This is a genomic window from Pantoea sp. Cy-639 (assembly GCF_011752525.1).
In the GTDB taxonomy this organism is placed as follows: Bacteria; Pseudomonadota; Gammaproteobacteria; order Pseudomonadales; family Pseudomonadaceae; genus Aquipseudomonas.
In genome coordinates, this window is sequence record NZ_VWXI01000012.1 from 139,182 (window position 1) to 165,056 (window position 25,875).

Annotated in this window: 26 protein-coding genes; 9 read left to right on the top strand and 17 right to left on the bottom strand. The window is 64.2% G+C overall.

The window, feature by feature from the left end; translation table 11 throughout:
• Positions 1–102: 102 nt before the first annotated feature.
• Positions 103–1,050, bottom strand: a complete 948-nt coding sequence (locus F3J43_RS16050) for a putative 2-dehydropantoate 2-reductase (RefSeq protein WP_166888410.1) — start codon at positions 1,048–1,050, stop codon at positions 103–105.
• Between the two features lie 118 nt (positions 1,051–1,168).
• On the opposite strand from F3J43_RS16050, the gene F3J43_RS16055 reads away from it, so the two are divergent.
• A complete protein-coding gene (locus tag F3J43_RS16055; protein ID WP_166888413.1) occupies positions 1,169–1,603 on the top strand; it encodes a PilZ domain-containing protein in 435 nt (144 codons plus the stop codon).
• A gap of 160 nt (positions 1,604–1,763) precedes the next feature.
• Positions 1,764–2,840: a 3-deoxy-7-phosphoheptulonate synthase gene (locus F3J43_RS16060; protein WP_166888416.1), complete on the top strand. Its 1,077-nt coding sequence runs from the start codon at positions 1,764–1,766 to the stop codon at positions 2,838–2,840.
• Between the two features lie 64 nt (positions 2,841–2,904).
• Here the strand turns inward: F3J43_RS16060 and F3J43_RS16065 are convergent, their stop codons facing one another.
• A complete protein-coding gene (locus F3J43_RS16065) occupies positions 2,905–3,186 on the bottom strand; it encodes a GNAT family N-acetyltransferase (protein ID WP_166888419.1) in 282 nt (93 codons plus the stop codon).
• A gap of 502 nt (positions 3,187–3,688) precedes the next feature.
• Between F3J43_RS16065 and oprI the strand changes: the two genes are divergently transcribed.
• Positions 3,689–3,940 (top strand): outer membrane lipoprotei OprI, encoded by a 252-nt coding sequence (gene oprI / locus F3J43_RS16070; RefSeq protein WP_003259780.1) that lies wholly within the window; start codon positions 3,689–3,691, stop codon positions 3,938–3,940.
• 127 nt (positions 3,941–4,067) lie between these two features.
• Here the strand turns inward: oprI and F3J43_RS16075 are convergent, their stop codons facing one another.
• The 3 genes from F3J43_RS16075 to F3J43_RS16085 all read right to left on the bottom strand — a co-directional run bounded on the left by F3J43_RS16075 (position 4,068) and on the right by F3J43_RS16085 (position 6,109).
• On the bottom strand, positions 4,068–5,045 hold the full coding sequence (locus F3J43_RS16075) for a L,D-transpeptidase family protein (protein WP_166888422.1): 978 nt from the start codon (positions 5,043–5,045) through the stop codon (positions 4,068–4,070).
• A 118-nt stretch (positions 5,046–5,163) separates the two neighbouring features.
• Entirely contained in the window at positions 5,164–5,445 is a 282-nt protein-coding gene (locus tag F3J43_RS16080) for a hypothetical protein (RefSeq protein WP_166888425.1), read from the bottom strand.
• 58 nt (positions 5,446–5,503) lie between these two features.
• Positions 5,504–6,109, bottom strand: coding sequence for an arylesterase (locus F3J43_RS16085; RefSeq protein WP_166888427.1), 606 nt, complete (start codon positions 6,107–6,109; stop codon positions 5,504–5,506).
• Between the two features lie 10 nt (positions 6,110–6,119).
• Between F3J43_RS16085 and F3J43_RS16090 the strand changes: the two genes are divergently transcribed.
• Both F3J43_RS16090 and F3J43_RS16095 read left to right on the top strand, forming a co-directional pair.
• Positions 6,120–6,803 (top strand): ABC transporter ATP-binding protein, encoded by a 684-nt coding sequence (locus tag F3J43_RS16090; RefSeq protein ID WP_166888430.1) that lies wholly within the window; start codon positions 6,120–6,122, stop codon positions 6,801–6,803.
• The gene (locus tag F3J43_RS16095) at positions 6,803–9,310 is read left to right on the top strand and encodes an ABC transporter permease (protein ID WP_166888433.1); all 2,508 of its coding nucleotides are present in this window, start codon (positions 6,803–6,805) and stop codon (positions 9,308–9,310) included. The genes F3J43_RS16090 and F3J43_RS16095 overlap by 1 nt, the downstream gene beginning before the upstream one ends.
• 36 nt (positions 9,311–9,346) lie before the next feature.
• On the opposite strand, the gene greB is transcribed toward F3J43_RS16095, so the two are convergent.
• The 4 genes from greB to F3J43_RS16115 form a co-directional block, all read right to left on the bottom strand.
• The gene (gene greB, locus F3J43_RS16100) at positions 9,347–9,820 is read right to left on the bottom strand and encodes a transcription elongation factor GreB (RefSeq protein ID WP_166888437.1); all 474 of its coding nucleotides are present in this window, start codon (positions 9,818–9,820) and stop codon (positions 9,347–9,349) included.
• Positions 9,821–9,908: 88 nt separating this feature from the next.
• A complete protein-coding gene (locus F3J43_RS16105; protein ID WP_166888440.1) occupies positions 9,909–10,217 on the bottom strand; it encodes a hypothetical protein in 309 nt (102 codons plus the stop codon).
• A gap of 228 nt (positions 10,218–10,445) precedes the next feature.
• On the bottom strand, positions 10,446–10,880 hold the full coding sequence (locus tag F3J43_RS16110) for a DoxX family protein (protein ID WP_166888443.1): 435 nt from the start codon (positions 10,878–10,880) through the stop codon (positions 10,446–10,448).
• Positions 10,881–10,989: 109 nt separating this feature from the next.
• Positions 10,990–12,396, bottom strand: a complete 1,407-nt coding sequence (locus F3J43_RS16115) for an MltF family protein (protein WP_166888446.1) — start codon at positions 12,394–12,396, stop codon at positions 10,990–10,992.
• Between the two features lie 174 nt (positions 12,397–12,570).
• Between F3J43_RS16115 and F3J43_RS16120 the strand changes: the two genes are divergently transcribed.
• The 3 genes from F3J43_RS16120 to F3J43_RS16130 all read left to right on the top strand — a co-directional run bounded on the left by F3J43_RS16120 (position 12,571) and on the right by F3J43_RS16130 (position 15,397).
• Entirely contained in the window at positions 12,571–13,371 is an 801-nt protein-coding gene (locus F3J43_RS16120) for a TatD family hydrolase (protein ID WP_205297913.1), read from the top strand.
• An 86-nt stretch (positions 13,372–13,457) separates the two neighbouring features.
• Positions 13,458–14,936: a methyl-accepting chemotaxis protein gene (locus F3J43_RS16125; protein WP_166888452.1), complete on the top strand. Its 1,479-nt coding sequence runs from the start codon at positions 13,458–13,460 to the stop codon at positions 14,934–14,936.
• Between the two features lie 92 nt (positions 14,937–15,028).
• Entirely contained in the window at positions 15,029–15,397 is a 369-nt protein-coding gene (locus tag F3J43_RS16130) for an Mpo1-like protein (RefSeq protein WP_166888455.1), read from the top strand.
• A 96-nt stretch (positions 15,398–15,493) separates the two neighbouring features.
• Here the strand turns inward: F3J43_RS16130 and F3J43_RS16135 are convergent, their stop codons facing one another.
• The 3 genes from F3J43_RS16135 to F3J43_RS16145 form a co-directional block, all read right to left on the bottom strand.
• Positions 15,494–16,291 (bottom strand): acyl-CoA thioesterase, encoded by a 798-nt coding sequence (locus tag F3J43_RS16135; RefSeq protein WP_166888458.1) that lies wholly within the window; start codon positions 16,289–16,291, stop codon positions 15,494–15,496.
• A 105-nt stretch (positions 16,292–16,396) separates the two neighbouring features.
• On the bottom strand, positions 16,397–17,164 hold the full coding sequence (locus tag F3J43_RS16140; RefSeq protein ID WP_166888461.1) for a CHAD domain-containing protein: 768 nt from the start codon (positions 17,162–17,164) through the stop codon (positions 16,397–16,399).
• Positions 17,165–17,178: 14 nt separating this feature from the next.
• On the bottom strand, positions 17,179–17,457 hold the full coding sequence (locus F3J43_RS16145; RefSeq protein ID WP_166888464.1) for a hypothetical protein: 279 nt from the start codon (positions 17,455–17,457) through the stop codon (positions 17,179–17,181).
• A 155-nt stretch (positions 17,458–17,612) separates the two neighbouring features.
• Between F3J43_RS16145 and F3J43_RS16150 the strand changes: the two genes are divergently transcribed.
• Positions 17,613–18,653 (top strand): patatin-like phospholipase family protein, encoded by a 1,041-nt coding sequence (locus F3J43_RS16150; RefSeq protein ID WP_166888467.1) that lies wholly within the window; start codon positions 17,613–17,615, stop codon positions 18,651–18,653.
• A gap of 88 nt (positions 18,654–18,741) precedes the next feature.
• On the opposite strand, the gene F3J43_RS16155 is transcribed toward F3J43_RS16150, so the two are convergent.
• From F3J43_RS16155 to clpP, 5 genes are all read right to left on the bottom strand, one after another.
• Positions 18,742–20,601 (bottom strand): SurA N-terminal domain-containing protein, encoded by a 1,860-nt coding sequence (locus F3J43_RS16155; protein ID WP_166888470.1) that lies wholly within the window; start codon positions 20,599–20,601, stop codon positions 18,742–18,744.
• Between the two features lie 182 nt (positions 20,602–20,783).
• Positions 20,784–21,056 carry a nucleoid-associated protein HU-beta gene (gene hupB, locus F3J43_RS16160; protein ID WP_054883552.1) on the bottom strand — a complete coding sequence of 91 codons (273 nt, stop codon included), beginning with the start codon at positions 21,054–21,056 and terminating at the stop codon, positions 20,784–20,786.
• A gap of 153 nt (positions 21,057–21,209) precedes the next feature.
• Positions 21,210–23,606 (bottom strand): endopeptidase La, encoded by a 2,397-nt coding sequence (lon, locus tag F3J43_RS16165; protein ID WP_166888473.1) that lies wholly within the window; start codon positions 23,604–23,606, stop codon positions 21,210–21,212.
• Between the two features lie 154 nt (positions 23,607–23,760).
• Positions 23,761–25,044: an ATP-dependent Clp protease ATP-binding subunit ClpX gene (clpX, locus tag F3J43_RS16170; protein ID WP_166888476.1), complete on the bottom strand. Its 1,284-nt coding sequence runs from the start codon at positions 25,042–25,044 to the stop codon at positions 23,761–23,763.
• 108 nt (positions 25,045–25,152) lie between these two features.
• Positions 25,153–25,794, bottom strand: coding sequence for an ATP-dependent Clp endopeptidase proteolytic subunit ClpP (clpP, locus tag F3J43_RS16175; protein ID WP_166888479.1), 642 nt, complete (start codon positions 25,792–25,794; stop codon positions 25,153–25,155).
• Positions 25,795–25,875: the final 81 nt, after the last annotated feature.

The window sequence follows — 25,875 nt, forward strand, 5'->3', positions numbered from 1 at the left end:
GACCTCCTCGACTGCCGCTTCGGCAGAGCAAGGTTCAGCTTAGCAGCGCCACCGTTGCCCGCCTTGCCGTCCGGCGCACGGGCGACGCGGGCTACAGCCTGTTCAGTGGCGCAGGTTGCGTCGCTCGATAAAGGCCAGGGAGCGGTACAGGGCCTCCATCCGCGGCAGCTCGCAACCTGCCGCCCGAGCCCTTCCCAGCGGCTCGGCATAGATAGCCTGCAACTCCAGGGGCCGTTGCTGGAGATGATCGTGATACATGCTTGGCCAGTAGTCCGGCATCTGTTCGGTGATACGCAACAGGTGTCCGGCGTAACCATCAGGCAATACATACCCACACGCGCGAGCCCCCTCGACGACCTCGTCCATCAGCGCCTGGATCAGCGCACGGCTGTCGGGATCGCTCATCAACGCGGCGGTACTGGCCTGCAGCAAGACGGACAAACCGTTGTAGGGCACGTTCCAGACCAGCTTCTGCCAGCGGGCCTGGCTGAGCTCCGCCATGCCCTGGGCGTCGATGCCCGCCGCCCTGAACAGCGCGGCCCCCGCCTCCACCAGTGCCGCGCTGTCCTGCAGCGCCGGGCCGCTGTGGTAACCGAGGTTGACCGCCCCCAAGGCCTGGTGGCGAATCACGCCTGGGCGTTCGCGATTGACACAGATGAAGCACAGACCACCGAGCAGGTGCATGTCCGTCCGCAAGGCAGGACGCAACTGCTCCTCCACCCCCAGGCCGTTCTGCAACAACACGACCTTGGCGTCAGCGGCGGCCGCCTGCACGATCAGAGGCGCCAGCTCGGCGTTGCCAATGGCCTTGGCACCGACCAGCAACCAGTCGCAAGGCGGCATGTCCGAGGCCGTCGCATAGGCCTGCACCCTCATCCGCAGCGGACCGTGCACCACGCTGTCCAGCGCCAGCCCTTGCTCACGCACCACCTCATACTCGCTGCGCAGCAGGAAATGCACATCGAAACCTGCCCGAGCCAGCATCAGCCCATAAAAGCCACCGATGGCGCCGCTGCCGACGATGCCGATACGCGTGTCACGCGGTTCCATGCCGTACTCCTGATCGTGATTTGTTTTTATTCGTCCGTTTTTACACGCAAATCAGCCGGTTTTCGATCCCTCGCTATACTGGGGCTATCAAGGTCAAAAAAACGACACGGAGTCGCGCATGTGCCGATACCTGCCTCACCCTGATGGCATTCCAATCGAACTGACCTTGCGCACCTCATCCTGCCTGTTCCGCCGCCACCTGCACACCCTCGGCCTGGGCGGCATCGCCTGCAACCAGCCACGCGCCTATCGCCGCGGCACCGCAGTGGACGTGCTGATTCCATCGCTCGGGCTCGATGCCCGCTACCCCGGCTATATTGCCTGGTGCCAACGACTGGACATGGGCTATCGGGTAGGCGTGGCCTTCACCGACAGCCAGGCCCTGTTCGGTGCACGCATGGGCGAGCAGGTCTGCCAGATCCACCAGTACTGCCAGCAGCAGTTGCTTGACGACCCCACCGCCGCCGACACCCAACGCCTGGCCGCGCAGTGGGTGAGCCTGCACGCCGAGGCCTTCTCCGAGGCCAGCCTGCGCACCAGTCGCCAGCCCTGAGCACCGACAACGCCGGTAAAAACCCCGTCGGCGCGGGGTCAGCCCATTGTCGCGCCACCGCTAACGCGCTAAGGTTCGGCCTCCCCGCTGCGAACATTTCTGCTGCTGGGCCGCACGGGGATCGCTGGCGGCCGGCACCCGTGACCTGACGAGTAACACGATGGCTGATTTACCGATCGATGACCTTAACGTTGCCTCCAACGAGACCTTGATCACCCCCGATCAGCTCAAGAAGGAAATTCCCCTCAGCGCCAAGGCCCTGCAGACCGTGACTGCCGGCCGCGAAGTCGTGCGCAATATCCTCGACGGCAAGGACCATCGCCTGTTCGTCGTGGTCGGCCCATGCTCGATCCACGATATCAAGGCCGCCCACGAGTACGCCGAACGCCTGAAGGTACTTGCCGAAGAAGTCTCCGACACCCTGTACCTGGTCATGCGCGTGTACTTCGAGAAGCCGCGTACCACCGTGGGCTGGAAAGGCCTGATCAACGACCCGTACCTGGACGACTCGTTCAAGATCCAGGACGGCCTGCACATCGGCCGCCAACTGCTGCTGGACCTGGCCGAGAAAGGCCTGCCGACAGCCACCGAGGCCCTCGACCCAATCTCTCCGCAGTACCTGCAGGACCTGATCAGTTGGTCGGCCATCGGCGCCCGCACCACCGAGTCGCAGACCCACCGCGAGATGGCCTCGGGCCTCTCTTCGGCCGTCGGCTTCAAGAATGGCACCGACGGCGGCCTGACCGTGGCGATCAACGCCTTGCAGTCGGTGTCCAAGCCGCACCGCTTCCTGGGCATCAACCAGGAAGGCGGTGTGTCGATCGTCACCACCAAGGGCAACGCCTACGGCCACGTGGTCCTGCGCGGCGGCAACGGCAAGCCCAACTATGATTCGGTCAGCGTCGCCCTGTGCGAGCAGGATCTGGCCAAGGCCAAGATCAAGGCCAACATCATGGTCGACTGCAGCCACGCCAACTCCAACAAGGACCCGGCCCTGCAGCCGCTGGTCATGGAAAACGTCGCCAACCAGATCCTCGAAGGCAACCAGTCGATCATCGGCCTGATGGTCGAGAGCCACCTGAACTGGGGCTGCCAGGCCATTCCGAAGAACCTGGACGAACTGCAATACGGCGTTTCGGTGACCGACGCCTGCATCGACTGGAGCGCCACCGAGAAAGCCCTGCGCAGCATGCACGCCAAGCTCAAGGATGTGCTGCCCAAGCGCCAGCGCAGCTGACGCACAGGCAAACGAAAACGCCGGGCAATGCCCGGCGTTTTCATGTGTGCGTGATGTTCGCGTGTCAGGCCTTACTGGAGAGCCGCTGTTGACGCTCCATGTAACGCTCGACGTAGGAACACGATGGAATCACGGTATAGCCCATCTGCTCGGCGTAAGCCAACGCCTGCTCGGTCAACGCCGCAGCGATACCACGCCCACGCAAGGCGTTGGGCACGAAGGTGCGGTAGATGTCCAGCGTCTGCTTGCCCAGGTCCATGTACGTCAGGTAGGCCCGGTGACCGTCCACGGTGGTCTCGAACTGATGACCGGCCTGGTCATGGTGGATGGTCGGCGTCTCGCTCATCGTAACTCCTCGCAGGTCTTGTCGGCAGACCCTTACCTTACCGATGTGGTTGTTCCGGCGCAGGCCCTGCACGCCACCACTCGCCCGTTGGACAGCGGCAGCGGCGCAATCGTTCGGTTGTGCCGGGCACCTACAGAATAGTAGGCGGCGCGAGCGCAATTGCTCAAGCGGCCAGGATGAAAATCCCGTCAGACATCCTCCACCCTGTCCAGGCGACGCTACTAGCATACCGGGTGCTCTTTGGACTAAGACGCCAGGCGACCGTTAAAGTCACCGTTAGTTCAACAAAAAAGTTGCGCCAGTACAGTAGCTTGCGCACACCGCGCGGCTTTTTCACACTTTCTTTACAAAACCTGTCGCCCGCGCGAGCCAGCAACATTTTTTTTGCAGTTCTTGCGCTCTGTCAGTTTACTTACTACAAGTAATGGGTACTATGTACGCCGGCCAGTTTCTCTTTTCCGAGAGATGGCTATTTAATAGAAAGTCCTTGAAGGGGAACACGATGAACAACGTTCTGAAATTCTCTGCTCTGGCTCTGGCCGCAGTTCTGGCTACCGGTTGCAGCAGCGTATCCAAAGAAACCGAAGCTCGTCTGACTGCTACCGAAGACGCAGCAGCTCGCGCCCAGGCTCGTGCAGACGAAGCCTACCGCAAAGCTGACGACGCTCTGGCAGCTGCTCAGAAGGCTCAGCAGACCGCTGACGAAGCCAACGAGCGCGCACTGCGCATGCTGGACAAAGCCAGCCGCAAGTAATAATCCTCACGGATTATTATGGAGCCGACCCACTTGTGGGTCGGCTTTTTTATTGCCCAAAGAAATCCATACGGGCAAAAACGAAAGGGCCTGCACTAAGGCAGGCCCTGAGCAAGTAGGCAATCGCTTACTGCAATTCGGGTGGAATGCTCGAAGCGGCAGCGGCTGAAGCACCACCATTGGCCGGCACGGCAATCTCCACCGGCATGCCATCTTCGGCAGCGACCACGTCGCGAACCGTGTCCCAGTTCATGCGCAAGTTGTTCGCAAGGTCTTCACGCTTGAGCAAGGCATTGATCACCGCGGTGTGCTTGTCGACCACCGACGGATTGCCGTGATCGTCCAGCGGCGTGTGCGCCTCCAGGTACACCTTGCCGCCACTGACGCCGAACTTGTAGGGCTCGTTGATGATGCGAACCGGGGTACCCACCGGCACCATCTTCGACAACGCCACCACGTTGTTGTTGAGCATGCGGAAGCAACCGTGACTGGTACGCATGCCAATGCCGAACTTCTTGTTCGAGCCGTGGATCAGGTAGCCCGGCACACCCAGGGTGAACTTGAACGGCCCCAGCGGGTTGTCCGGACCGGCCGGCACGACTGTCGGCAGGATGTCGCCATCGGCGGCATGCTCGGCACGGATCGAGGCCGGCGGCGTCCAGGTCGGGTTTGGTGTCTTGGCGGTGATCCGGGTGTTGGCGATCGGCGACCCCCAGCCTTCACGGCCGATGCCCAGCGGATAGGTGTACACCACGCCCTGCCCTTTCGGGTAGTAGTACAGCCGGTACTCGGCGAGGTTGATGACGATGCCTTCGCGTGGCCCCGGCGGCAGGACATAGCGGGTCGGCAGGACGATCTCGGTGCCGGCGCCGGGAAGCCAGGGGTCGACACCCGGGTTGGCGGCGATCATTTCCAGGTAGCCCAGGTCGTTGGCGGTACCGATGTCGGCGAAGGTGTCCTCGTACTTGGCCTTGATCACCCGGACCTGGCCGACGACATCTTCACCGGGCGGCGGCAATGGCAACTCCAGCGCAATGGCGGGGCCGGCGACCAACAGGGCGGCCAGCGAGAGGCGACGGGCGACGGCAGGAAAGCGCGGCAACATCCGGTGAATCCTTCGAAAGATCAGTCAAGGGAACGAATTGTACACCCGCGCCGAAACAAGCGGGAGGCATCAGCCAGACGCAAGCGTTGCAGATGATGAAAGGTACGTCTGGCAGCGCCTAGAGCTCCGGCCAGATCGGTCGCATGCCGCGACGCTGGGCATCGAGGATCGCCCGGCACAGCGGACACAGGCGCTCGTCGCGATAGACCGAACGCTCGACGCCCGACCAGCGCGGTTGCGCCGGCAACAGGCCACCGCACAAGGTGCGATCGACCGGCACGCCCAGTTCGAGCTGGCGCGCGGCCAGGTGGATGCGCACTTCCTGGCAGGCAAACAGGTCCAGCTGTTCGTCAGGCTCGATCAGTTGGTAGGCGTACAGGGACCAGGCGGGGCGCGGCATCGGGGGCACTCGAAACGGGGGGCGCAACATTAGCCGAAAGCGGCCCCCGATAAAAGCGTCACAGCAAGGGTTTTATCGCCGGCCAGGCATTTTCCAGCAAGCGTGGCTGGGCGGCCGGGGTCGGGTGGATGCCATCGGCCTGCATCAGCTCCGGCACACCCCCGACGCCTTCGAGGAAGAACGGCACCAGCGGCACCTGCTTGTCCTTGGCCAACTGCTCATAGACGCCGGCAAAGGCCGTGGTATAGCGCACGCCATAATTCGGCGGCAGACGCATGCCCAGCAGCACGACCCGCGCACCGGCCTCACGCGCCCGGTCGATCATCGACGCAAGATTCTGTTGCAATTGCTCCGGCGGCTGTCCGCGCAAGCCATCGTTGCCTCCCAGCTCCAGCACCACAAGGGCCGGCTTGTGCGCCGCAAGCAGCGCCGGCAGGCGCGCCTGACCACCTGCGCTGGTGTCGCCGCTGATCGAAGCGTTGATCACCTGATCGTCGAAACCTTCATCCTTCAGGCGCTGCTGCAACAGGTTGACCCACCCCTGGCGGGTATCCAGGCCAAAACCTGCGCTGATACTATCGCCGACAACCAGCAACGTTCCCGCCGCCGCGCCCTGGGCCAGGCAACACAGGGCCAGCCCGGCACTCAGCCACCACATTCGCATCGGATTCTCCATGGGCCCAAGCATTCTCGTTGCGCAGAACCTTAGCAAAGTGGTCCCCAGCGCGGAAGGCGACCTGACCATCCTCCACGCCCTCTCCCTCGACCTCGCCCAGGGCGACAGCCTGGCCATCGTCGGCGCCTCCGGCTCCGGCAAGTCGACGCTGCTGGGCCTGCTCGCGGGGCTCGACCAGCCCAGCGCCGGCAAGGTGCTCCTGGCCGGCCATGACCTCGGCCCGCTGGACGAGGACCAGCGCGCCCGGGTGCGCGCCGAACATGTCGGCTTCGTGTTCCAGTCGTTCCAACTGCTCGACAGCCTCAACGCCCTGGAAAACGTCATGCTGCCGCTGGAGCTCGATGGCCGTCGCGACGCCCGCGAGCAGGCCCGCGACCTGCTCGAACGGGTCGGCCTGGGCAAGCGCCTGAGCCACACGCCACGCCAGCTCTCCGGTGGCGAGCAGCAGCGGGTGGCGATCGCCCGGGCCTTCGCGGCACACCCTGCAGTGCTGTTCGCCGACGAGCCCACCGGCAATCTCGACAGCCACACCGGCGAGCGCATCAGCGACCTGTTGTTCGAACTCAACCAGGAGCGCGGCACCACGCTGGTGCTGGTCACCCACGACGAGCGCCTGGCCCGACGCTGCCAGCGCCTGATCCGCCTGGATGCCGGTCGCCTGGTGGCGCCCCTGGAGCCCTGATGACCCGCCTGTCTTTCCGGCGCCTGTGCGCCCTGTCGCTGCGCCAGCTGTTGCGCGACGCCCGCGCCAGCGAAGTGCGCGTACTGTTCTTCGCCTTGATGGTCGCGGTGGCGGCCAGCACCGCCATCGGCTTTTTCGGCGCCCGCCTGAACGGTGCCATGCAGTTGCGCGCCAGTGAATTCCTGGGCGCCGACCTGGTGCTGCAAGGCAGTGCGCCGGCCAGCGCCGCGCAGATCGCCGAGGGCACCGCGCTCGGGTTGCAGCACGCCCGCGCAGTGGAGTTCACCAGCGTGGTCGGCGCCGACAGCGGCATCCAGCTGTCGAGCATCAAGGCCGTCGACCCGGCCTATCCACTGCGCGGCCAGTTGCGCAGCGCGGCAACTCCCTATGGCGAGGAAACGCCTGGCGGCAGTCCGGCACCGGGCGAGGCCTGGGTCGAACCGCGCCTGCTGGTCGCCCTGGGCCTGTCGATCGGCGACAGCCTCGACGTGGGGATGAAAACCCTGCGCCTGAGCCGCGTGCTGACTTACGAACCGGATCGCGCCAACAACTTCTACAGCCTCACCCCGCGGGTGCTGATGAGCCTCGCCGACCTCGACGCCACCGGCGTGATCCAGCCCGGTAGCCGGGTCAGCTACCGCGACCTCTGGCGCGGCGAACCCGATGCCCTGGGAGCGTACCGCCAGGCCAGCGAGAAGCGCCTCGCGGCCAGCCAGCGCCTGCTCGACACCCGCGACGGCAACCGCCAGATCGGCGGCGCCCTGGGCAAGGCCGAGCGGTACCTGAACATGGCCAGCCTGGTGGCAGTGCTGCTGGCCGGCGTCGCCGTGGCCCTGTCGGCCAGTCGCTACGCCTCCAGGCGCCTGGATGCCAGCGCGCTGCTACGCTGCCTGGGGCTGTCACGCCACCAGACGCTGGGCCTGTACTGCCTGCAACTGGCCATGCTCGGCGCAGTGGCGGCACTGGCCGGCGCCCTGCTCGGCTGGCTGGCGCAACTGGGGCTGTTCGCCCTGCTCGCCGGCCTGCTGCCGAGCCAGGTGCCGCCCGGAGGTGTTGTTCCGGCACTGGCCGGCATCGGCACCGGGCTGGTAGCGCTGGCCGGCTTCGCCCTGCCGCCACTGGCCGCCCTGGGCCGCGTGCCGCCGCTGCGTGTGCTGCGTCGCGATCAGTTGCCGGTCCCGACCAGCAGTTGGCTGGTATATGGCACCGCCCTGCTGGCCCTGGGGCTGATCATGTGGCGCCTGAGCCTCGACCTGCTGCTGACCTTCGCCCTGCTCGGCGGTGGCCTGCTTGCCGCCCTGCTGCTCGGCGGGTTGCTCCTGCTGGGACTGCGCAGCCTGCGCACGTTGCTGGCCGGCGCGCCGCTCGCCTGGCGCCTGGGCCTCGGCCAACTGTTGCGGCATCCGCTGGCCGCTGCCGGCCAGGCCCTGGCCTTCGGCCTGATCCTGCTGGCCATGGGCCTGGTGGCCTTGCTGCGCGCCGAGCTGCTGGACACCTGGCAAGCGCAATTGCCCAAGGACGCACCCAACCACTTCGCCCTGAACATCCTCGCCGACGAGCGCCAGCCGTTCGCCGCACGCCTGGCGCAGATCAACGCCAGCGCCGCCCCGCTCTACCCGGTGATCCCTGGGCGCCTGATCGAGATCAACGGCCAGCCAGTGCGCCAGTTGGTGAGCAAGGAGTCCACCGGCGAGCGGGCGATCCAGCGCGACCTCAGCCTGACCTGGGCCGCCGAGCTCCCCCAGGGCAACACCCTGAGCGCCGGCCAGTGGTGGCAACCGGCAGTCCCTGCGGATGGGATACCCGGGGTATCGGTGGAAGCAGAGCTGGCGCAAAGCCTCAAGTTGAACCTCGGCGACCTGCTGACCTTCGACATCGGCGGTGATCAGCGCCAGGCGCGGGTGAGCAGCCTGCGCAGCGTGCACTGGGACAGTTTCCAGCCCAACTTCTACATGATCTTCCAGCCCGGCACCTTGCAGGGGCTGCCCGCCACCTATCTGACCAGCTTCTACCTGCCCCCGGGGCACGACCAGGACGTCGTCGCACTGTCACGGGCCTTCCCGGCGGCGACCATCCTCCAGGTCGACGCCTTGCTCGCCCAGCTACGCAGCATCCTTGCCCAGGTCACGCTGGCAGTGGAATACGTGCTGCTGTTCGTCCTCGCGGCAGGGCTGGCGGTCCTGTTCGCCGGCCTGCAGGCAACCCTTGACGAGCGAATCCGCCAGGGCGCCCTGCTGCGCGCCCTCGGGGCGCCGCGACCGCTGCTGGTCAAGGCACGACGCATCGAGTTCGGCTTGCTGGGCGCGGTCAGCGGGCTGCTGGCCGCGCTGGGCTGCGAGCTGATCACCTGGGGCTTGTACCGCTATGCGTTCGACCTGCAATGGGCACCCCACCCGTGGCTGCTGACGCTGCCGCTGGCCGGCGCAGTGCTGGTCGGCGGCGCCGGTGTGATCGGCACCCGCCGAGCGCTCAATGCCAGCCCGCTGGCGGTATTGCGCGAAGGTTGAGGCGCAGGGGGAGATCGTGGGGCGGGCGTGGCGACGCTACAGGTTGTAGCGAACCGAATTCACGTACCAGGTCGCTTCGCCAGTCGGCGTATGCACCAGTACCTCGTCGCCCTCCTCTTTCTTGAGCAAGGCGCGGGCCATGGGCGAGTCGATGGAAATGTAGTCGTTGCGCCCATGGATCTCGTCATAGCCGACGATGCGAAACTTCAATTGCTCGCCATCGTCGTTCTCGATCTCCACCCAGGCGCCGAAGAACACCCGCCCCTCCTGCTGCGGCGAATAGGCGACCACCTTGACGTCCTCGAGACGCTTGCGCAGGTAGCGCACCCGGCGGTCGATCTCACGCAGCAGCTTCTTGTTGTACTGGTAGTCGGCATTCTCGCTGCGATCCCCCAGCGATGCCGCCCAGGTGACCTTCTGGGTGATTTCCGGGCGATAGACCCGCCACAGGTGGTCGAGCTCCTTCTTCAGGGCCTCATGACCTTCCGTCGTGATGATGTTGGTGCTCAACGGCTGTCTCCTCAGTCCATCCACGGCAAGCGCCTGGCGCCCGCCGGGTGACCGAGCTTAACCAAAAAACGAGCGGGTGACATGTCGCTCAGGGGCGGGTGATCAGGCCTTGGCGGGCGATACGGGTCAACTGCCCGATCACTTCGGCGGCATCCTGCGCTGCCGGTGCCTGGATCACGGCCAAGTCGAAACGGTCGTTGCCGTACTGCTCGAGCTGATCGCAGGTGGCCAGGAACTGGATGAGGAATGCGCGTGCCTGCCCCTTGCGCCGGGAAAAACCGTCGAGATTGCGCAAGAGCGTGGGTTGATGCTGGCCGCCGAGCAGGATGCGCGGGGTACGGGAAGCCTGATCTTCAGGCAGGGGGGTCAAACAGACACTGGTACGTGGGCAACTCATGGAGTCTCTCTCCGCCTCGCCGATCCTGCTGGGCAGCGGTGGGAGGCGTCACCGAACCAGCGCTTTAGCGGTATTTCGGACGACCCGGTGGGGGCTGTCCCGCGCCCCGCAAGTAGCTGTTTAAATCGGCGCAATCCGTATGCTAGAGGGACACGCGCCAAGGTGCAAGCTGCACGTCGATGACTTTCGACTACTTGCAGCTTGCACCTTGGTTGGCACACCTGAGCTTCAGCGTGCGATCAGACGATCCAGCGACAGGCGGCCCGCACCTTCGATCAGCACCGCCACGCTGCCGGCCAGCAGTGCCAGGGCGAACTCATAGCCGTTGTTGGACATGAACAGACCGTTGTGGATATGCACCGAGAAAATGGCCACCACCAGGGTCACGGTCAGCACCAGCGCCGCCGGACGGGCCAGCAGGCCGACCACCAGGGCCAGGCCGCCGAAGAACTCGGCACTGCCGGACAGCAGGGCCATCAGGTAGCCCGGCGCCAGGCCGATGCTTTCCATCCACTGACCAGTACCTTCCAGGCCGTAGCCGCCGAACAGGCCGAACAGCTTCTGCGCACCATGGGCCATGAAGATGATACCGACCAGGATGCGCACGACGCTCAGGCCGAAACCGGCACGGGTAGCGAACAGGGCTTTGAGGGAGTGATTCATGATGCGTTTCCTTGAGTGAGCAGGTGTGTTGGATGAGCGCCATCCTAATCAAATTAACGAATAATAAAATGGCAAAAAATGCGCATTAATTATCGATGAATTCAATTGTTCAGCGCTTGGCCACTCGCTCCAGGGACGCCCGCTCGCGATTGAACGCCAGGAAGTACTTGTTCACGCTATTGACGAAATTCACCGGCCCCATGCCCACCTGCTCCATGGCCACACGCTCGGTCTGGAAGAACCACTGGTTGCCGTTGAGCCCGCGACGCCGGGCCTCGGCACGCATGGCCTGGACACGTTCCGGGCCAAGGTTGTAGGCGGCGAGGATGAACGCCATGCGCTCGCGCTCGTTGAGTTGGGGGCTGGCGAAGAACTTGCGGCGGATCATCGCCAGGTAGCGTGCACTGGCCTGGACATTGCCATCGACCGTGGCGGTATTGCTGATACCGACGCGCTGGGCCGCCGACGGCGTGATCTGCATCAGCCCATGGGCACCGCCCGAGCCGCGGGCATTCGGATTCAGCGTCGACTCCTTGAACGCCAGGGCCGCCAGGTTGAGCCAATCGATCTGTTGGGCACCACCATGCTTCTGCAATACCGGGCGCAATGATTCCAGACGCTGGCGATCCTGGCGCGCCAGCGGATTGTGCACCCGGTACTGGCGCCGGTAGATGCGCTCGAACGCGGCGTCCTGGTTCTCCGGCGCCCGATAACTGGCGAGGAAGCGGTCGACCGCAGCCTTGAACAGCGGTGCATCGCGGCGCACATACCAGCGCATGGCGCCAGGCTGGGCCAGGTGCAGGCGGGTGTCCAGGCGCAGACGCGGCATCACCCGTGCCCAGCGCTGGGCGATCGGCCGTTCGACCACCGTCAGCGGATAGATGCCGGCCTGGACCATCTCCAGCACATCCTCCACGGCCAGGCTTGGATCGACCCATTCGACCTTGATTGGCGCCCGCTTGCGCAAGGCCAACTGCTGGTTGATCACCTCGATCGCCGCGCCAGCGGCGCTGGCACTGGTCAAGGCCACGGTACGCCCGGACAACTGCTCGACCCGGCTGTAGCTGCGCTCGCCCTTGCGCCCTACCAGCAGCAAGGGCACCTGGTCGAGCACTGGTGCGCTGGCTTCGACGCCGCGCACCTGGGCGGGATCGAGCAATTCGCCCGGCGCGGCAAGATCGCCCTCGCCACGCTGCAAGGCGCCCAGCAACTGCTCCTTGGCCCGCGGGATGATCTTCAGCTCGATGCCCTTGCCGTCGGCTACCCGGGCATTGAGATAGTGCTCCAGCGCACGCAGGCGGTAGTACTCGACCCCTACCGGCTCGCCCTTGACCTCCCCGGAGCTGTTGCGGCTCTGGTTGACCAGCACCCGCACCACCCGGCTGCTACGCATCTGTTCCAGATCGCGGGCCTTGGCCACCGGCACATGCTGCTTTGGCCCAGGCTGCGCGGCATGCGCCGGCACCGTGGCCAGCAGCCCGGAAATCAACAGGGTCGACAACAGGATTCGCAACATGGGATTGAGGTCCGTGGGCGATTGACAGGCACCCGGGACTTACCAGGCGCGGAGGTCGTTCCATGACAAAAGACGCTAAAAGACCGCAGCAAACGTTTGAAGTTCTGGGCTTTTTCGCAAATTCCGGGATTTTGCTATGCTGGCCGCCCCGCGGCACGAGGTAGCACCATGCAACTGATCGATATCGGCGTCAACCTGACCAACAGCAGTTTTCATGACCAGCAGGCGGCCGTGTTCGAGCGCGCCATGACGGCTGGCGTGGCGCAACTGGTGCTCACCGGCACCAGCCTGGAGGTCAGCCAGGACGCCCTGGCGCTGTGCCTGCAACTGGATGAAAGCGGCCAACGGCTGTTCAGCACCGCCGGCGTACACCCCCACGACGCCAGCAGTTGGGACAGCACCAGCGCGCGCGAACTGCGCGATCTGCTGGCCCAGCCACGGGTCAGGGCCGTCGGCGAGTGCGGCCTGGACTTCAACCGTGACTTCTCCCCGCGCCCGCAACAGGAAAAGGCCCTGGAAGCGCAGCTGGCCCTGGCCGTCGAGCTGCGCCTGCCGGTGTTCCTCCATGAACGTGATGCCAGCGAGCGCCTGCTGGCCATTCTCAAGGACTTCCGCGACCACCTGCCTGGCGCCGTGGTGCACTGCTTCACCGGCGAACGCGATGCCCTTTTCGCCTACCTCGACCTCGACCTGCACATCGGCATCACCGGCTGGATCTGCGACGAACGCCGTGGCACGCACCTGCATCCGCTGGTCGGCAACATCCCTGTCGGCCGCCTGATGCTCGAAAGCGACGCGCCCTACCTGCTACCGCGCAGCCTGCGGCCCAAGCCGAAAAACGGCCGCAACGAACCGGCCTATCTGCCGCAAGTCCTGCGCGAAGTGGCTCTACATCGCGGTGAATCCACCGAGTACACCGCCGCCCACACTAGCGCCTGCGCTCGGGCCTTCTTCGAGCTGCCCGAGGTTTCTTGACGCATATCAAGGCCTGGGCTGGCCCTGGCGGGCACAATGATGGCACCTTGCCAATAATGTTTCCGCCAATTCAGAGAAGACCTTCCATGGGTGCCTGGCTTAGCAATATTTCCCTCAGATACAAGTTCTGGGCCGTCAATGCGGTGGCCTTCGTCACCACCTTGCTGCTGGTGCTCTACGCCGTCTATCTGGAGCAACAGACCCGGACCAGCAGTGCCGTGGCACAGGCCCAGAGCGAGGCCCGGCTGCTGGCGGCCTGGCCTGCCGGACAACCACTGCCCGCCCTGGACAACCTGATCAGCTGGCGCAGCGGACAGACGCCCTCTTTCGCCGGGGAACCCCTGGAAACGCTGCGCGATGGCCAGGGCTGGGTCGCGCTGCCCTCGCCCTGGATCCTCGGCGACAACCCCCTGGCCGGCGCCCAGGTGTTCCAGCAAGGCGACCGCCACCTGGCCGTGCTTGCCCAGTCTCCGAGCCTGCGTCAGGTGTATTTCGACCGTTTCGGCAACTATGCGGTGTGCGTGCTGGTGCTGATGCTGGCGATGCTCTGCGCCTCGCAACTGTTGATCCGCTTCCTGCTCAGCCAGCTCAATACCCTCAAGGACGTGATGCTGCACGTGGAGAAGACCGGCGACCTGGCTGCCCGGGTCCCCCTGGCCTGTGGCGACGAAGTCGGCCAGATGGCCGGTGCCTTCAATGCCATGCAAGCCACCTACCACCGGGTGGTCAGCACCGTCGCGCGCACCGCCGCCCAGCTCGACTCCGGCGCCGCGCGCCTGGCCGGCAGCATGGACGAAGTCCGCCACGGCATGATCGGCCAGCAGAGCGAGACCGACCAGGCCGCCACCGCCATCAACGAAATGACCGCCACCGTGCACCACATCGCCCAGCACGCCGGCGCCACCCGTGACCTGTCGCAGAGCGCCGACGCCCTGGCCGGCACCGGCCAGGCCGTGGTTGGCCGCGTGCAGGACTCGATCGCCGGGCTCTCCAGTGGCGTGCAGCAGACCGCCGAGATGATCCGCCAACTGGCCGACGACAGCCAGAAGATCAACAGCGTGGTCGGGGTGATCCACAGCATCGCCGAACAGACCAACCTGCTCGCCCTCAACGCCGCCATCGAAGCCGCCCGAGCGGGCGACCTGGGTCGCGGCTTCGCGGTGGTCGCCGACGAGGTGCGCAACCTGGCCAAGCGCGTGCAGACCTCCACCGACGAAATCACCACCATGGTCGCCGATTTGCAGGCCGGCACCCGCGACGCGGTGGACTTCATGCAGGAGAGTTCGTACAAGGCCGACGATTGCGTCAAGCAGGCGCGCGAGGCCGGCGAGGCCCTGGCCGAGATCACCAGTGCCGTGGCGCAGATGCGCGAGAGCAACACGCAGATCGCCGTGGCCGCCGAGCAGCAGAGCCAGGTGGCCGAGGAGATGAACCGCGCAGTGGTCAGCATTCGCGACGTCACCGAGGAAACCGTGCAGCAGACCGTTGGTTCGGCCACCACCAGCAACGAGTTGGCGACCCTGGCAGGCGAACTGAACAAAGCCATCGGCCAGCTCAAGCTCTAGCTCCACGCGGCTATGACCACCATAGCCAGCCTCGATTGGCCCCCTTGCGGGGGCCGCACTAAGCTTCTGGACATGTCTGCGAGGAACTGTCCATGAGCAAGCGACTGCCCAACCTGCCCGCCTGGCAATGGCGCGGCTACCACCACAACCACCGCCATCCGGCCAACCTGGTCCTGCACCTGATTGCCGTACCGCTGTTCATCCTCGGCGCGCTGCTGGTGCTGTCGGGGCTACTCGGCCTGGACCTGTCGCAGTTGGCGGTCGGCGCCATCGCCCTGATCGCCGGTCTCGGCCTGCAGCGCCAGGGGCATCGCCTGGAGGCCGAACAACCCGAGCCCTTCGCCAACCGCAAGGACGCCGTGCAACGGCTGCTGACCGAGCAGTTCATCACCTTTCCGCGATTCGTGCTGAGTGGGGCATGGTGGAAGGCATGGCGAGAGCGGCATACGCATCGGCATTGAGTTCGGTCGTATCACCGCGAACGAGGTGTCGCGAACGGGCCGCGTTGCGGTCCTGTCGCGAAACAAGGCCGCTCCTGCAAGGGGCTGCGGCCCAAATCAGGCAAACACCGTAACGGTCTGCCGGCTCAGCGCCACCAACGCCCCCTCTGCGGTCCACAGCGCCGCTGCGGCATGCCCATAGCCATCGCGCGCCTGCTCGGTCTCCACCACATAGCGGCACCAATCCAGCGTCGACAAGGTCGGCGCGGGCTGGATGAACTCGATGGTCCAGGTCAGGGTACTGCCCGCCGCCGGCTGCTTGAGGTGCGGCAACAGGCTTGGCGGCCAGGCATCCACCAGCGCCAGTACATGAGCCGCCTCGGCCGGCGCTTCGCTCACATCGCGCAAGCGCACCCATCCACCCATCTGGCGCGACGGATTGCCGCTGAACGGTAACCCGCCCACCGCCCACCGCAAGGCCACATGGCGCATGAATTCGGGGGTGACACCCTTGATGAAGGGCAGTTCTGGCGCAGCCTGCTCAAGAGGCTTCAGAGGTGCCGCTGGCAACGCCTCGACAGCCACCACCGATGGCCTGCCGGCGCCGAAGCTACCTTGCACAAGGGTCACCACCTGCCCGCCCTGCACCGCACGACCGAGCAAGGTGCTCACCGCCTTGCCCTCGCGCAGCACCTCCACCTCCAGACTGATCGGTACATCCGGTGCAGCCGGCCCGACGAAGGTGATGGCCAGCGAACGCACCGGGCGATCGTCGGCGAGCTTCTGCCGCATCGCCTCATGCAGCATCGCCGCCATCAGGCCGCCAAACACCGCGCGCCCCTGCGCCCAGCTCGGCGGTACGACGACTGCCTCGGGCTGCGCACGCGCCGCCATCAACAACTCTGTGAAGTTCATGCACCGGGCTCCTGCGCAAAAGTCTCGATCTTAACCAGCATGCGCAGTCACGGCAGCCCGCATTTCGGTCATTCGCCGGGGCGAATACTCATCCGCTCCACGCAATCAACGCCGCGCCAGGGCCTTGCGCAGTGCATCCAGGGTGATATCGGACTCGCCTTCGGCCGCCTGCAACTCCTGCTCCCAGGCCATCGTACAACCGGACAGGTCACGCTGATCGCGCGCCTGGAGCAACCACTGCACCCGGTCATGCCAATCGCCCAGGTCGCCCTGGGCCTGCCTGAGCAAGCGTTGCAGACGTTTGCCGGCATGTCCGAGCTGCGGATAGGCCTCGGCGCCGTACCGCGCGCGCTTGATCAGCAAGCGCAGGCGATGACGGTCATGGGCCGGGTCATCCAGCGCGGCCCGTAACGCACGCCACTGTTTTTCCAGGCGCTTGTCGAGCCGTCGGCGCAAATGCTCGGCCAGCCCCTCGCGTCCAGCCGCACGCAGGAACATCGGAAAGGCCTCGAGAATCGCCAGTACCCGATGCAGTTGCGGGCTGGCCGCGACACCGGCGAAGGTCCGCGCCCGCCCTTCCAGGCGGCGTTCGCCCGCCTGGCCATGGCCTTGCGCGATCAACTGCGCAGCCAGCACCTCACGATCACGCAACGGCGTCGTGAGGGTGCCCAGGGACTTCGCAGCGTCCTCCAGGTGATCGACCCCTGGCAAGCCACGCAACGGCCGTAGCAGGCTGCGCAGGCGTCGCAGCGTGGTGCGCAGGTCATGCAGTGCCTCGCTGTCGGTATCGGCAGCCAGGCGCTCGCGACAGGCCAGCAGGCGCACGTCCAGCACCAGCACCTGGGCAACCACATGGTCGAGCATGGCGGACATGCGCACCTCCCTGATCAACGACCGGCGCGAGACTCACGAATGTAGAACCGGGCCTTCTCGGCCTTGTGGGTGCAGCCTTCGAAACCTTCGAACTGTTGCTGGGTCTTGGCGCCGGTCAGCAGCGACAGCGCCTTGGAGTAGCTGACGGTGCCGGCGAAGCCTTCCGCCTTGGCCAGGTCAAGCTCCTTCCAGGCGGCATCGAGCTGGGTCGCGCAGCTGTCGCGGTAAGCCGTCTTGCCCGCGCAGCCGCTCAGGGCCAGGGCAATCAGAGGAAGGATGATCCAGGCTTTCATGGGTGTTACCTCGGGTAAATGACAAAGGTCGCCGTTCGACGACTGAACGAACGGAAAGTGCCCTGCTCAGCGTAGCTCAGCGCGGACCACATTGAAGCACAGGCGGCAATGGGTGCATTGTTGGACCATCGTTGCACAGGCACAGGGGGACCATCATGGGTAAACGCGTGGCATTGGTGCTGGGTTCAGGCGGCGCCCGGGGGTACGCACATATTGGCGTGATCGAGGAAATCGAGCGCCGCGGCTATGAGATCGCCTGCATCGCGGGCTGCTCCATGGGGGCGGTGATCGGCGGCATCTACGCGGCCGGCAAGCTCGACGAATACCGCAGCTGGATCGAAAGCCTGGACTACCTCGACGTGCTGCGCCTGGTGGATGTCAGCTTCCGCCTGGGCGCCATCCGCGGCGACAAGGTGTTCGGACAGATCCGCAAGATTGTCGGCGAGATCAACATCGAACAGTTGCGCATCCCCTACACCGCAGTCGCCGCCGACCTTACCAACCAGCAGGAGATCTGGTTCCAGGAGGGCTGCCTGCACCAGGCCATGCGCGCCTCGGCGGCGATCCCGAGCCTGTTCACCCCGGTGATGCAAGGCAATCGCATGCTGGTCGACGGCGGCATCCTCAATCCCTTGCCCATCGTCCCGGTGGTGTCCAGCCACTGCGACCTGATCATCGCCGTCAACCTCAACGCCACCAACCAGAAGCAGTACCAGTTGCCGGTGATCGAACGACCCGCGGCGTTCAAGATGCGTTTCGAGGCCCTGATCAGCTCGCTCGGCTCGCGCCTGCCCTTCCGACGCAAGCCAGCGGAACAATTGATGCGCATCGAGCAGGAGATCGGCGCCGAGAGCTTAGCGTCATCCAACCCCTGGCTGGGAGAAAGTGCCGAGCCGGAAGGCCAGCAGCCGGCGGCGGCGCCGGAAAGCGAAGGCGCGCCGCGCTCGGCCACCGGCTCGTTCATCATCGACAACGTGGGACCGGCGTCGCTGCTCGACCTGATCAACCAGAGCTTCGAGGTCATGCAGACTTCACTGGCGCAGTACAAGATCGCGGGCTATCCACCGGACATACTGATCAACGTGCCCAAGCGGGTGTGCCGGTTCTTCGAGTTCTACAAGGCACCGGAGCTGATTGCCCTGGGGCGGGAGATCGCGCGGGACACGCTGGACAGCCACGAACGCGAGCGGCGCTAGACCGCCGGAAGCACCATGCTGACGCAGGCGCACAGCGCAGAAACGAAACAGGCCGCATAAGCGGCCTGTTTCGCGTTCAGTGCAACACTCAGTAGCGAGTGATGTCGGCACTGCCTTCGAGCTGCTTGCGGTAGGCCGCGAAGTCCTGCGAGCCGGCACGCGAAGCGAGGTAGCGACGGATCTGCGCCTTCTCGTCCTCGGTGGCGGCAGCCCCTTCGTTGACGCCCTTGAGCTGGATCACCACCAGGCTGCCATCGGCCAGGACCACGCTGCCATAAGCAGGCTTGTCCTTCGACTCCGGCTTGGCCATGCGGAACACCGCCTGCAGCTCAGCCGGATCGATGCCGTCCTGACCGCGGGTGGCGGCCTCCTGAACGGTCCAGTGCTGGCTGCCCGGGGCGACCGAACCGTCACGCAGGCCGGCGATCAGCTTGTCGGCCTTGGCCTTGAGTTCGGCGGTCGCCTTCTCCTTGGCCAGGTGCTCGCTGATTTTCTTGGCCACCGCTTCCAGCGGCATTTGCTCCGGCTTGCGATGTTCCTTGACGCGCAGCACGACGACAGTCTCGGGATCGAGTTCGATGCCGTTGCTGTTGGCGCCTTCGTCCAGCACTTCCTCACTGAAGGCGGCCTGGATCACGCCACGGTTGGCGGTGATACCTTCGCCGCCTTCACGGCCGAACGGCGCGGAAGTCTGGACTTTCAGGCCCAGGTCCTGGGCTGGCTGGGCCAGGTCGGAAGCCTCGAACGCGGCGTCCTCGAGCTGCTTGGTCACCTCGACGAAACGCTGCTCCACCTGCTGGGTCTTCAGCTCGTGGGTCAGCTTGTCCTTGAGGCTGGCGAAGCTAGGCACGTCAGGTGCCTGGACACCCAGCAGCTTGATCAGGTGGTAACCGTACTCGGTACGGACCGGCGCGGACACCTGGTCCTTGCCCAGCTTGTTCAGCGCATCCTCGAAGGCCGGGTCGTAGACGCCCGGACCAGCGAAGCCAAGGTCGCCACCGCTGTTGGCCGAGCCAGGATCCTGGGAGAACTCCTTGGCCAGCTTGGCGAAGTCTTCACCCTTGGCCAGGCGCTGCTGGATCTCCTCGATGCGGGCCTTGGCCTGCGCGTCGCTGGTCTTGTCGTTGACCTCGATGAGAATGTGCGCGGCATGGCGCTGCTCGCCGAGGTTGGCGATTTCCTTCTCGTACAGCGCCTTGAGTTCGTCGTCGTTGACCTTGACCTGGTCGAAGAAGGCCGACTTCTTCAGCTCGATGTAGTCGATGACCACCTGGTCGCGGGTCATGAACTCCTTGGCATGCTGGTCGTAATGAGCCTTGACCTCGTCGTCGCTCACCTTGACCGCGGCCGGATCGGCCTTGAAGGTCAGCGAGGCGAAATCGCGGGTCTGCTTCTCCAGGCGGGCGAACGCCTCGACCTGCTTGTCGGTGACGAAGCTGCTGCCGGCAATGCCGGTGCGCAGTTGGCCGATGAGCATTTCCTGGGCGAGCATCTCGCGGAACTGCATACGGCCGTAGCCCATCTGGCGGATGACTGCATCGAAGCGCTCGGCGCTGAACTTGCCATCGACCTGGAACTCAGGCGTCTGCAGGATCAACTGGTCAAGCGCTGCCTCGGAGAAGGCGAACTTGGCGTCCTCGGCCCCCTGCAACAGCAGCTTGCGATCGATCAGCCCCTTGAGCGCGGCTTCACGCAGCATCTTCTCGTCCAGCAGCGCAGGGTCGAAGTCCTTGCCCAGCTGTTGCATCAGCTGGCGGCGCTGCATGTCGACAGCCTGGCTCAGCTCGTTCTGGCTGATGGTCTGGCCGTTCACCTTGGCGGCGTCCTGACTGTGGCTGGTGGCCTTGAAGATGGCTTCGAAGCCGGTCAATGCCATCAGCACGACAATGAGGCCAATGATGGTCTTGGCAATCCAACCTTGTGAATTGTCCCTGATATTCTGCAGCATGCGTCCCCCAGAAACGGTTGTACCACTGCGTCGACAACCGCGGAGCGTGGGTAGAGTCCTGATAAAAGAAAGGCGCATCCAGTGGATGCGCCTTCTCGAAGCGAGCGTGCCAGCGGGAACGTTTGCGACCCCGCCGTCACGCGGTCGGCCCTGGCGAACCCGGGCCGGCTGAAAGAGACGACTTAGTTGACGGCGTCTTTCAGGCCTTTACCAGCCTTGAAGCCTGGAACCTTGGCAGCAGCGATCTTGATCGCCTTGCCGGTTTGCGGGTTGCGGCCGGTGCGCTCGGCGCGCTCCTTGACCGAGAAGGTACCGAAGCCGACCAGGACGACGTCGTCGCCTGCTTTCAGGGCACCGGTCACGGAGTCGATCACAGCATCCAGAGCTTTGCCAGCGGCAGCCTTGGAAATGTCAGCCGATACAGCGATAGCGTCAATCAGTTCCGACTTGTTCACTCTAAGTCCCCTTATATCACTATTGAGTTTGTTTCTAAGTATGTATTGAAAAGCTTATGAAACGTGCGCTGGGTGGCCTGTTGACAATGGCGTGCCGCTTTATAGCAAGGGCCCGAAAAAGCTGTCAACCAACGCCCCCCAGCGAAATACGTACTAGTGCGTGCTGATTCTTTCCTTAGCATCGCCGTCGCGCTTTTCATCTTTCGCGACAATCTCCGGAGCCACATCTGGCAAGGGCTCCGGGGCGTATTGCAGCGCAATTTGGAGGACTTCGTCAATCCATTTGACCGGTTTGATCTGAAGATCCTGTTTGATATTTTCCGGAATCTCCTTGAGGTCGCGAACGTTCTCCTCGGGAATGATCACCGTCTTGATCCCGCCGCGGTGTGCCGCCAGCAGTTTCTCCTTGAGGCCACCGATCGCCAGGACCTGGCCACGCAGGGTGATCTCGCCGGTCATCGCCACATCGGCGCGCACCGGAATCTGCGTCAGTGCCGAGACCAGCGCGGTGCACATGCCGATACCCGCGCTCGGGCCATCCTTCGGCGTGGCGCCTTCCGGCATATGGATGTGAACGTCGTGCTTTTCATGGAAGTCAGCGGCGATCCCCAGGCTTCGTGCACGGCTGCGCACCACGGTCTGCGCGGCGGTGATCGACTCGACCATGACATCGCCAAGCGAGCCGGTCTTGATCAACTGCCCCTTGCCCGGGATGACCACGGCCTCGATGGTCAGCAGTTCGCCACCCACCTGAGTCCAGGCCAGGCCGGTGACCTGGCCAATCTGGTCCTGCTGCTCGGCCAGGCCGTAACGGAACTTGCGCACGCCCAGCAGGTGCTCGAGCTGCTCGCCGGCAACCTTGACCTTCACCTGCTTCTGCCCGGTGTGTTCCTTGACCACCTTGCGGCAGACCTTGGCGATCTGGCGCTCAAGACCACGTACGCCGGCTTCGCGGGTGTAGTAGCGGATGATGTCGCGGATCGCCGAGACGTCGACGTCCAGCTCGTCCTTCTTCAAGCCGTTGGCCTTGACCTGCTTGGGCACCAGGTACTTGACCGCGATGTTGATCTTCTCGTCCTCGGTGTAGCCCGGCAGGCGGATGACTTCCATCCGGTCGAGCAGCGCCGGTGGAATGTTCATCGAGTTCGAGGTGCACAGGAACATCACGTCCGAGAGGTCGTAGTCGACTTCCAGATAGTGATCGTTGAAGTTGTGGTTCTGCTCGGGGTCGAGCACCTCGAGCAATGCCGAGGCCGGATCGCCACGCATGTCGCTGCCCATCTTGTCGATTTCGTCGAGCAGGAAGAGCGGATTACGTACACCAACCTTGGTCATCTTCTGAATCAGACGACCCGGCATCGAGCCGATGTAGGTACGCCGGTGACCGCGAATCTCGGCCTCGTCACGCACGCCGCCAAGCGCCATGCGCACGAACTTGCGATTGGTGGCGGCGGCGATCGACTCGGCCAGCGAGGTCTTGCCCACGCCGGGCGGGCCAACCAGGCACAGCACCGGTCCGCGAATCTTCTTCACCCGCTTCTGCACGGCGAGGTACTCGAGGATGCGCTCCTTGACCTCTTCCAGACCGTAGTGGTCCGAATCGAGGATTTCCTCGGCCTTGGCCAGGTCCAGGCGTACCTTGCTCTGAGCCTTCCACGGCACCTGCACCAACCAGTCGAGGTAGGAACGGACCACAGTGGCCTCGGCCGACATCGGCGACATCTGCTTGAGCTTGTTCAGCTCGGCCTGGGCCTTGGCCAGGGCGTCCTTCGGCAGGCCGGCGGCGTCGATGCGCTTTTTCAGCTCTTCGACTTCGTTATGCCCCTCGTCACCATCGCCGAGCTCTTTCTGAATGGCCTTCATCTGCTCATTCAGGTAGTACTCGCGCTGGCTGCGCTCCATCTGCTTCTTGACCCGGCCACGGATGCGCTTCTCGACTTGCAGCAGGTCGATTTCGGCGTCCAGCAGCGCCAGGACGTGCTCGACGCGAGCCTGCAACTCGACGAGTTCGAGGATCTCCTGCTTCTGCTCGATCTTCAGGGCCATGTGTGCGGCCATGGTATCGACCAGACGACCAGGCTCCTCGATGCTGTTCAGCGACGACAGCACCTCGGCCGGGACCTTCTTGCCCAGTTGCACATACTGCTCGAACTGCGACAGCAAGGTGCGCACGAAGACTTCGGACTCGCGCTCGGCGGCCTCGGCCTCGTCGATCAGTGCAACCTGGGCACGGATGTGCCCATCGACCTCGGTGAAACGCTCGACCGCGCCGCGCTGCTCGCCCTCGACCAGCACCTTGACGGTGCCATCGGGCAGCTTGAGCAGTTGCAGGACAGTAGCGACGGTACCGACGCGATACAGGGCGTCTTCGCCCGGATCATCGTCGGCGGGATTCTTCTGGGCCAGCAGCAGGATCTGCTTTTCGCCCGTCATCGCAGCCTCGAGGGCTTCGATGGACTTCTCACGCCCCACGAACAGCGGGATGACCATATGCGGATAGACGACAACGTCACGCAATGGCAGAAGAGGCAAGTCGAGGGTGGTCTTCATGATTTCGCCTCTACAGCGGCCTTGTGGCCGGAAACCTTTGGAAATGGTGCTTGGGGCTAATGTGGGGGCAGCCCTGGCAAATTACAAGCGCCTGGCCCATGAAATGCAAAAAGGGGCCCGAAGGCCCCTTTCTGCAATGCCACCCCTTGCCCGATCAGGCGTCGGGGGCAGCCTTGGCTTGCGGCTCGCTGTTCTCGTAGATCAGCAGCGGCTGCGAAGTCCCTTCGATGACGCTCTCGTCGATGACCACCTTGCTGACTTCCTTCTGCGAAGGAATTTCGTACATGGTATCGAGCAGCACGCCCTCGAGGATCGAACGCAGGCCACGGGCACCGGTTTTGCGCTCCAGGGCCTTGCGGGCAACGGCCTTGAGCGCATCGCTGCGGAACTCGAGGTCGACGTTTTCCATCTCGAACAGCTTGGCGTATTGCTTGGTCAGCGCATTCTTCGGCTCGGTGAGGATCTGCATCAGTGCAGCCTCGTCCAACTCGTCCAGAGTCGCCAGGACCGGCAGACGGCCGACGAACTCGGGAATGAGGCCGAACTTGACCAGATCGTCCGGCTCGACTTCACGCAGCGACTCGCCGACTTTCTTGCCTTCTTCCTTACTGCGCACTTCAGCACCGAAACCGATGCCACCCTTGGTGGAACGGTTCTGGATGACCTTTTCCAGGCCAGAGAAGGCGCCACCGCAGATGAACAGGATATTGCGGGTATCGACCTGCAGGAACTCCTGTTGCGGGTGCTTGCGACCGCCTTGCGGCGGAACCGAGGCCACGGTGCCTTCGATCAGCTTCAGCAGCGCCTGCTGCACGCCCTCGCCCGAGACGTCACGGGTGATGGACGGGTTGTCCGACTTGCGCGAGATCTTGTCGATTTCATCGATGTAGACGATGCCCATCTGGGCCTTTTCCACGTCGTAGTCGCACTTCTGCAGCAGTTTCTGAATGATGTTCTCGACGTCCTCACCCACATAACCGGCTTCGGTCAGGGTGGTGGCGTCGGCGATGGTGAACGGTACATTCAACAGGCGTGCAAGGGTTTCGGCAAGCAGGGTCTTGCCCGAGCCGGTAGGCCCGATCAGCAGGATGTTGCTCTTGCCGAGTTCGACTTCGTCGCCCTTCTTGTCACGCTGGTTCAGGCGCTTGTAGTGGTTGTACACCGCTACGGAGAGCACCTTCTTGGCGCGTTCCTGACCAATGACGTACTGGTCCAGGATTCCGCTGATTTCTTTCGGCGAGGGTAGTTTGTGCGCGCTGCTCTCGGCCTGGGCTTCCTGCACCTCCTCACGGATGATGTCATTGCACAGGTCGACGCACTCGTCGCAGATAAATACCGAGGGGCCGGCAATCAACTTGCGCACTTCGTGCTGGCTTTTGCCGCAGAAGGAGCAATAGAGCAATTTGCCGTTGTCCTCGCCGTTACGGGTGTCAGTCATTCGATCGATCCAATCCGGTAGGCTTGAAACACAAGATGAAGGCAATCGCAGGCTTTTTCAAGTCCGCGGGCGGGCGCAATCCGCGCCCGCCCGCTCTGGCGCATTGCTTCAGGATGCCAGTTGCCGCTTGTCGTAGACCGAGTCGATCAGGCCGTACTCGGCCGCGCGCTGGGCGCTCATGAAGTTGTCACGCTCGGTATCGCGCTTGATGGTCTCGAGGTCCTGGCCGGTGTGGTGGGCCAACAGCTCGTTCAGGCGCGCCTTGATGTTGAGGATTTCCTGGGCATGGATCTCGATATCGGTCGCCTGGCCCTGGAAGCCGCCGAGCGGCTGGTGAATCATCACGCGCGAGTTCGGCAGGCAGTGACGCTTGCCAGCGGCACCAGCCGCCAGCAGGAAGGCGCCCATGCTGCAGGCCTGACCGATACAGATGGTCGAGACGTCCGGCTTGATGAACTGCATGGTGTCGTAGATCGACATGCCGGCGGTTACCGAACCACCCGGCGAGTTGATGTACAGATGGATATCCTTGTCCGGGTTTTCCGCTTCAAGGAACAGCAGCTGCGCCACCACCAGGTTGGCCATGTAGTCTTCTACGGGGCCGACCAGGAAGATCACGCGCTCCTTCAGGAGGCGCGAATAGATGTCGTAGGCACGTTCGCCACGGGCGGACTGCTCGATAACCATCGGGACCAGGCCGCCCGCGGCCTGGATGTCAGAGCTCTGCTGAATATAAGAATTGCGGGACATGTCCTGCACTCACTCCCAAATAGTCATGGCTTGAATACGCACAAGCCAGCTCGAAGGCTGGCTTGTGGGGGTTTCCTACGA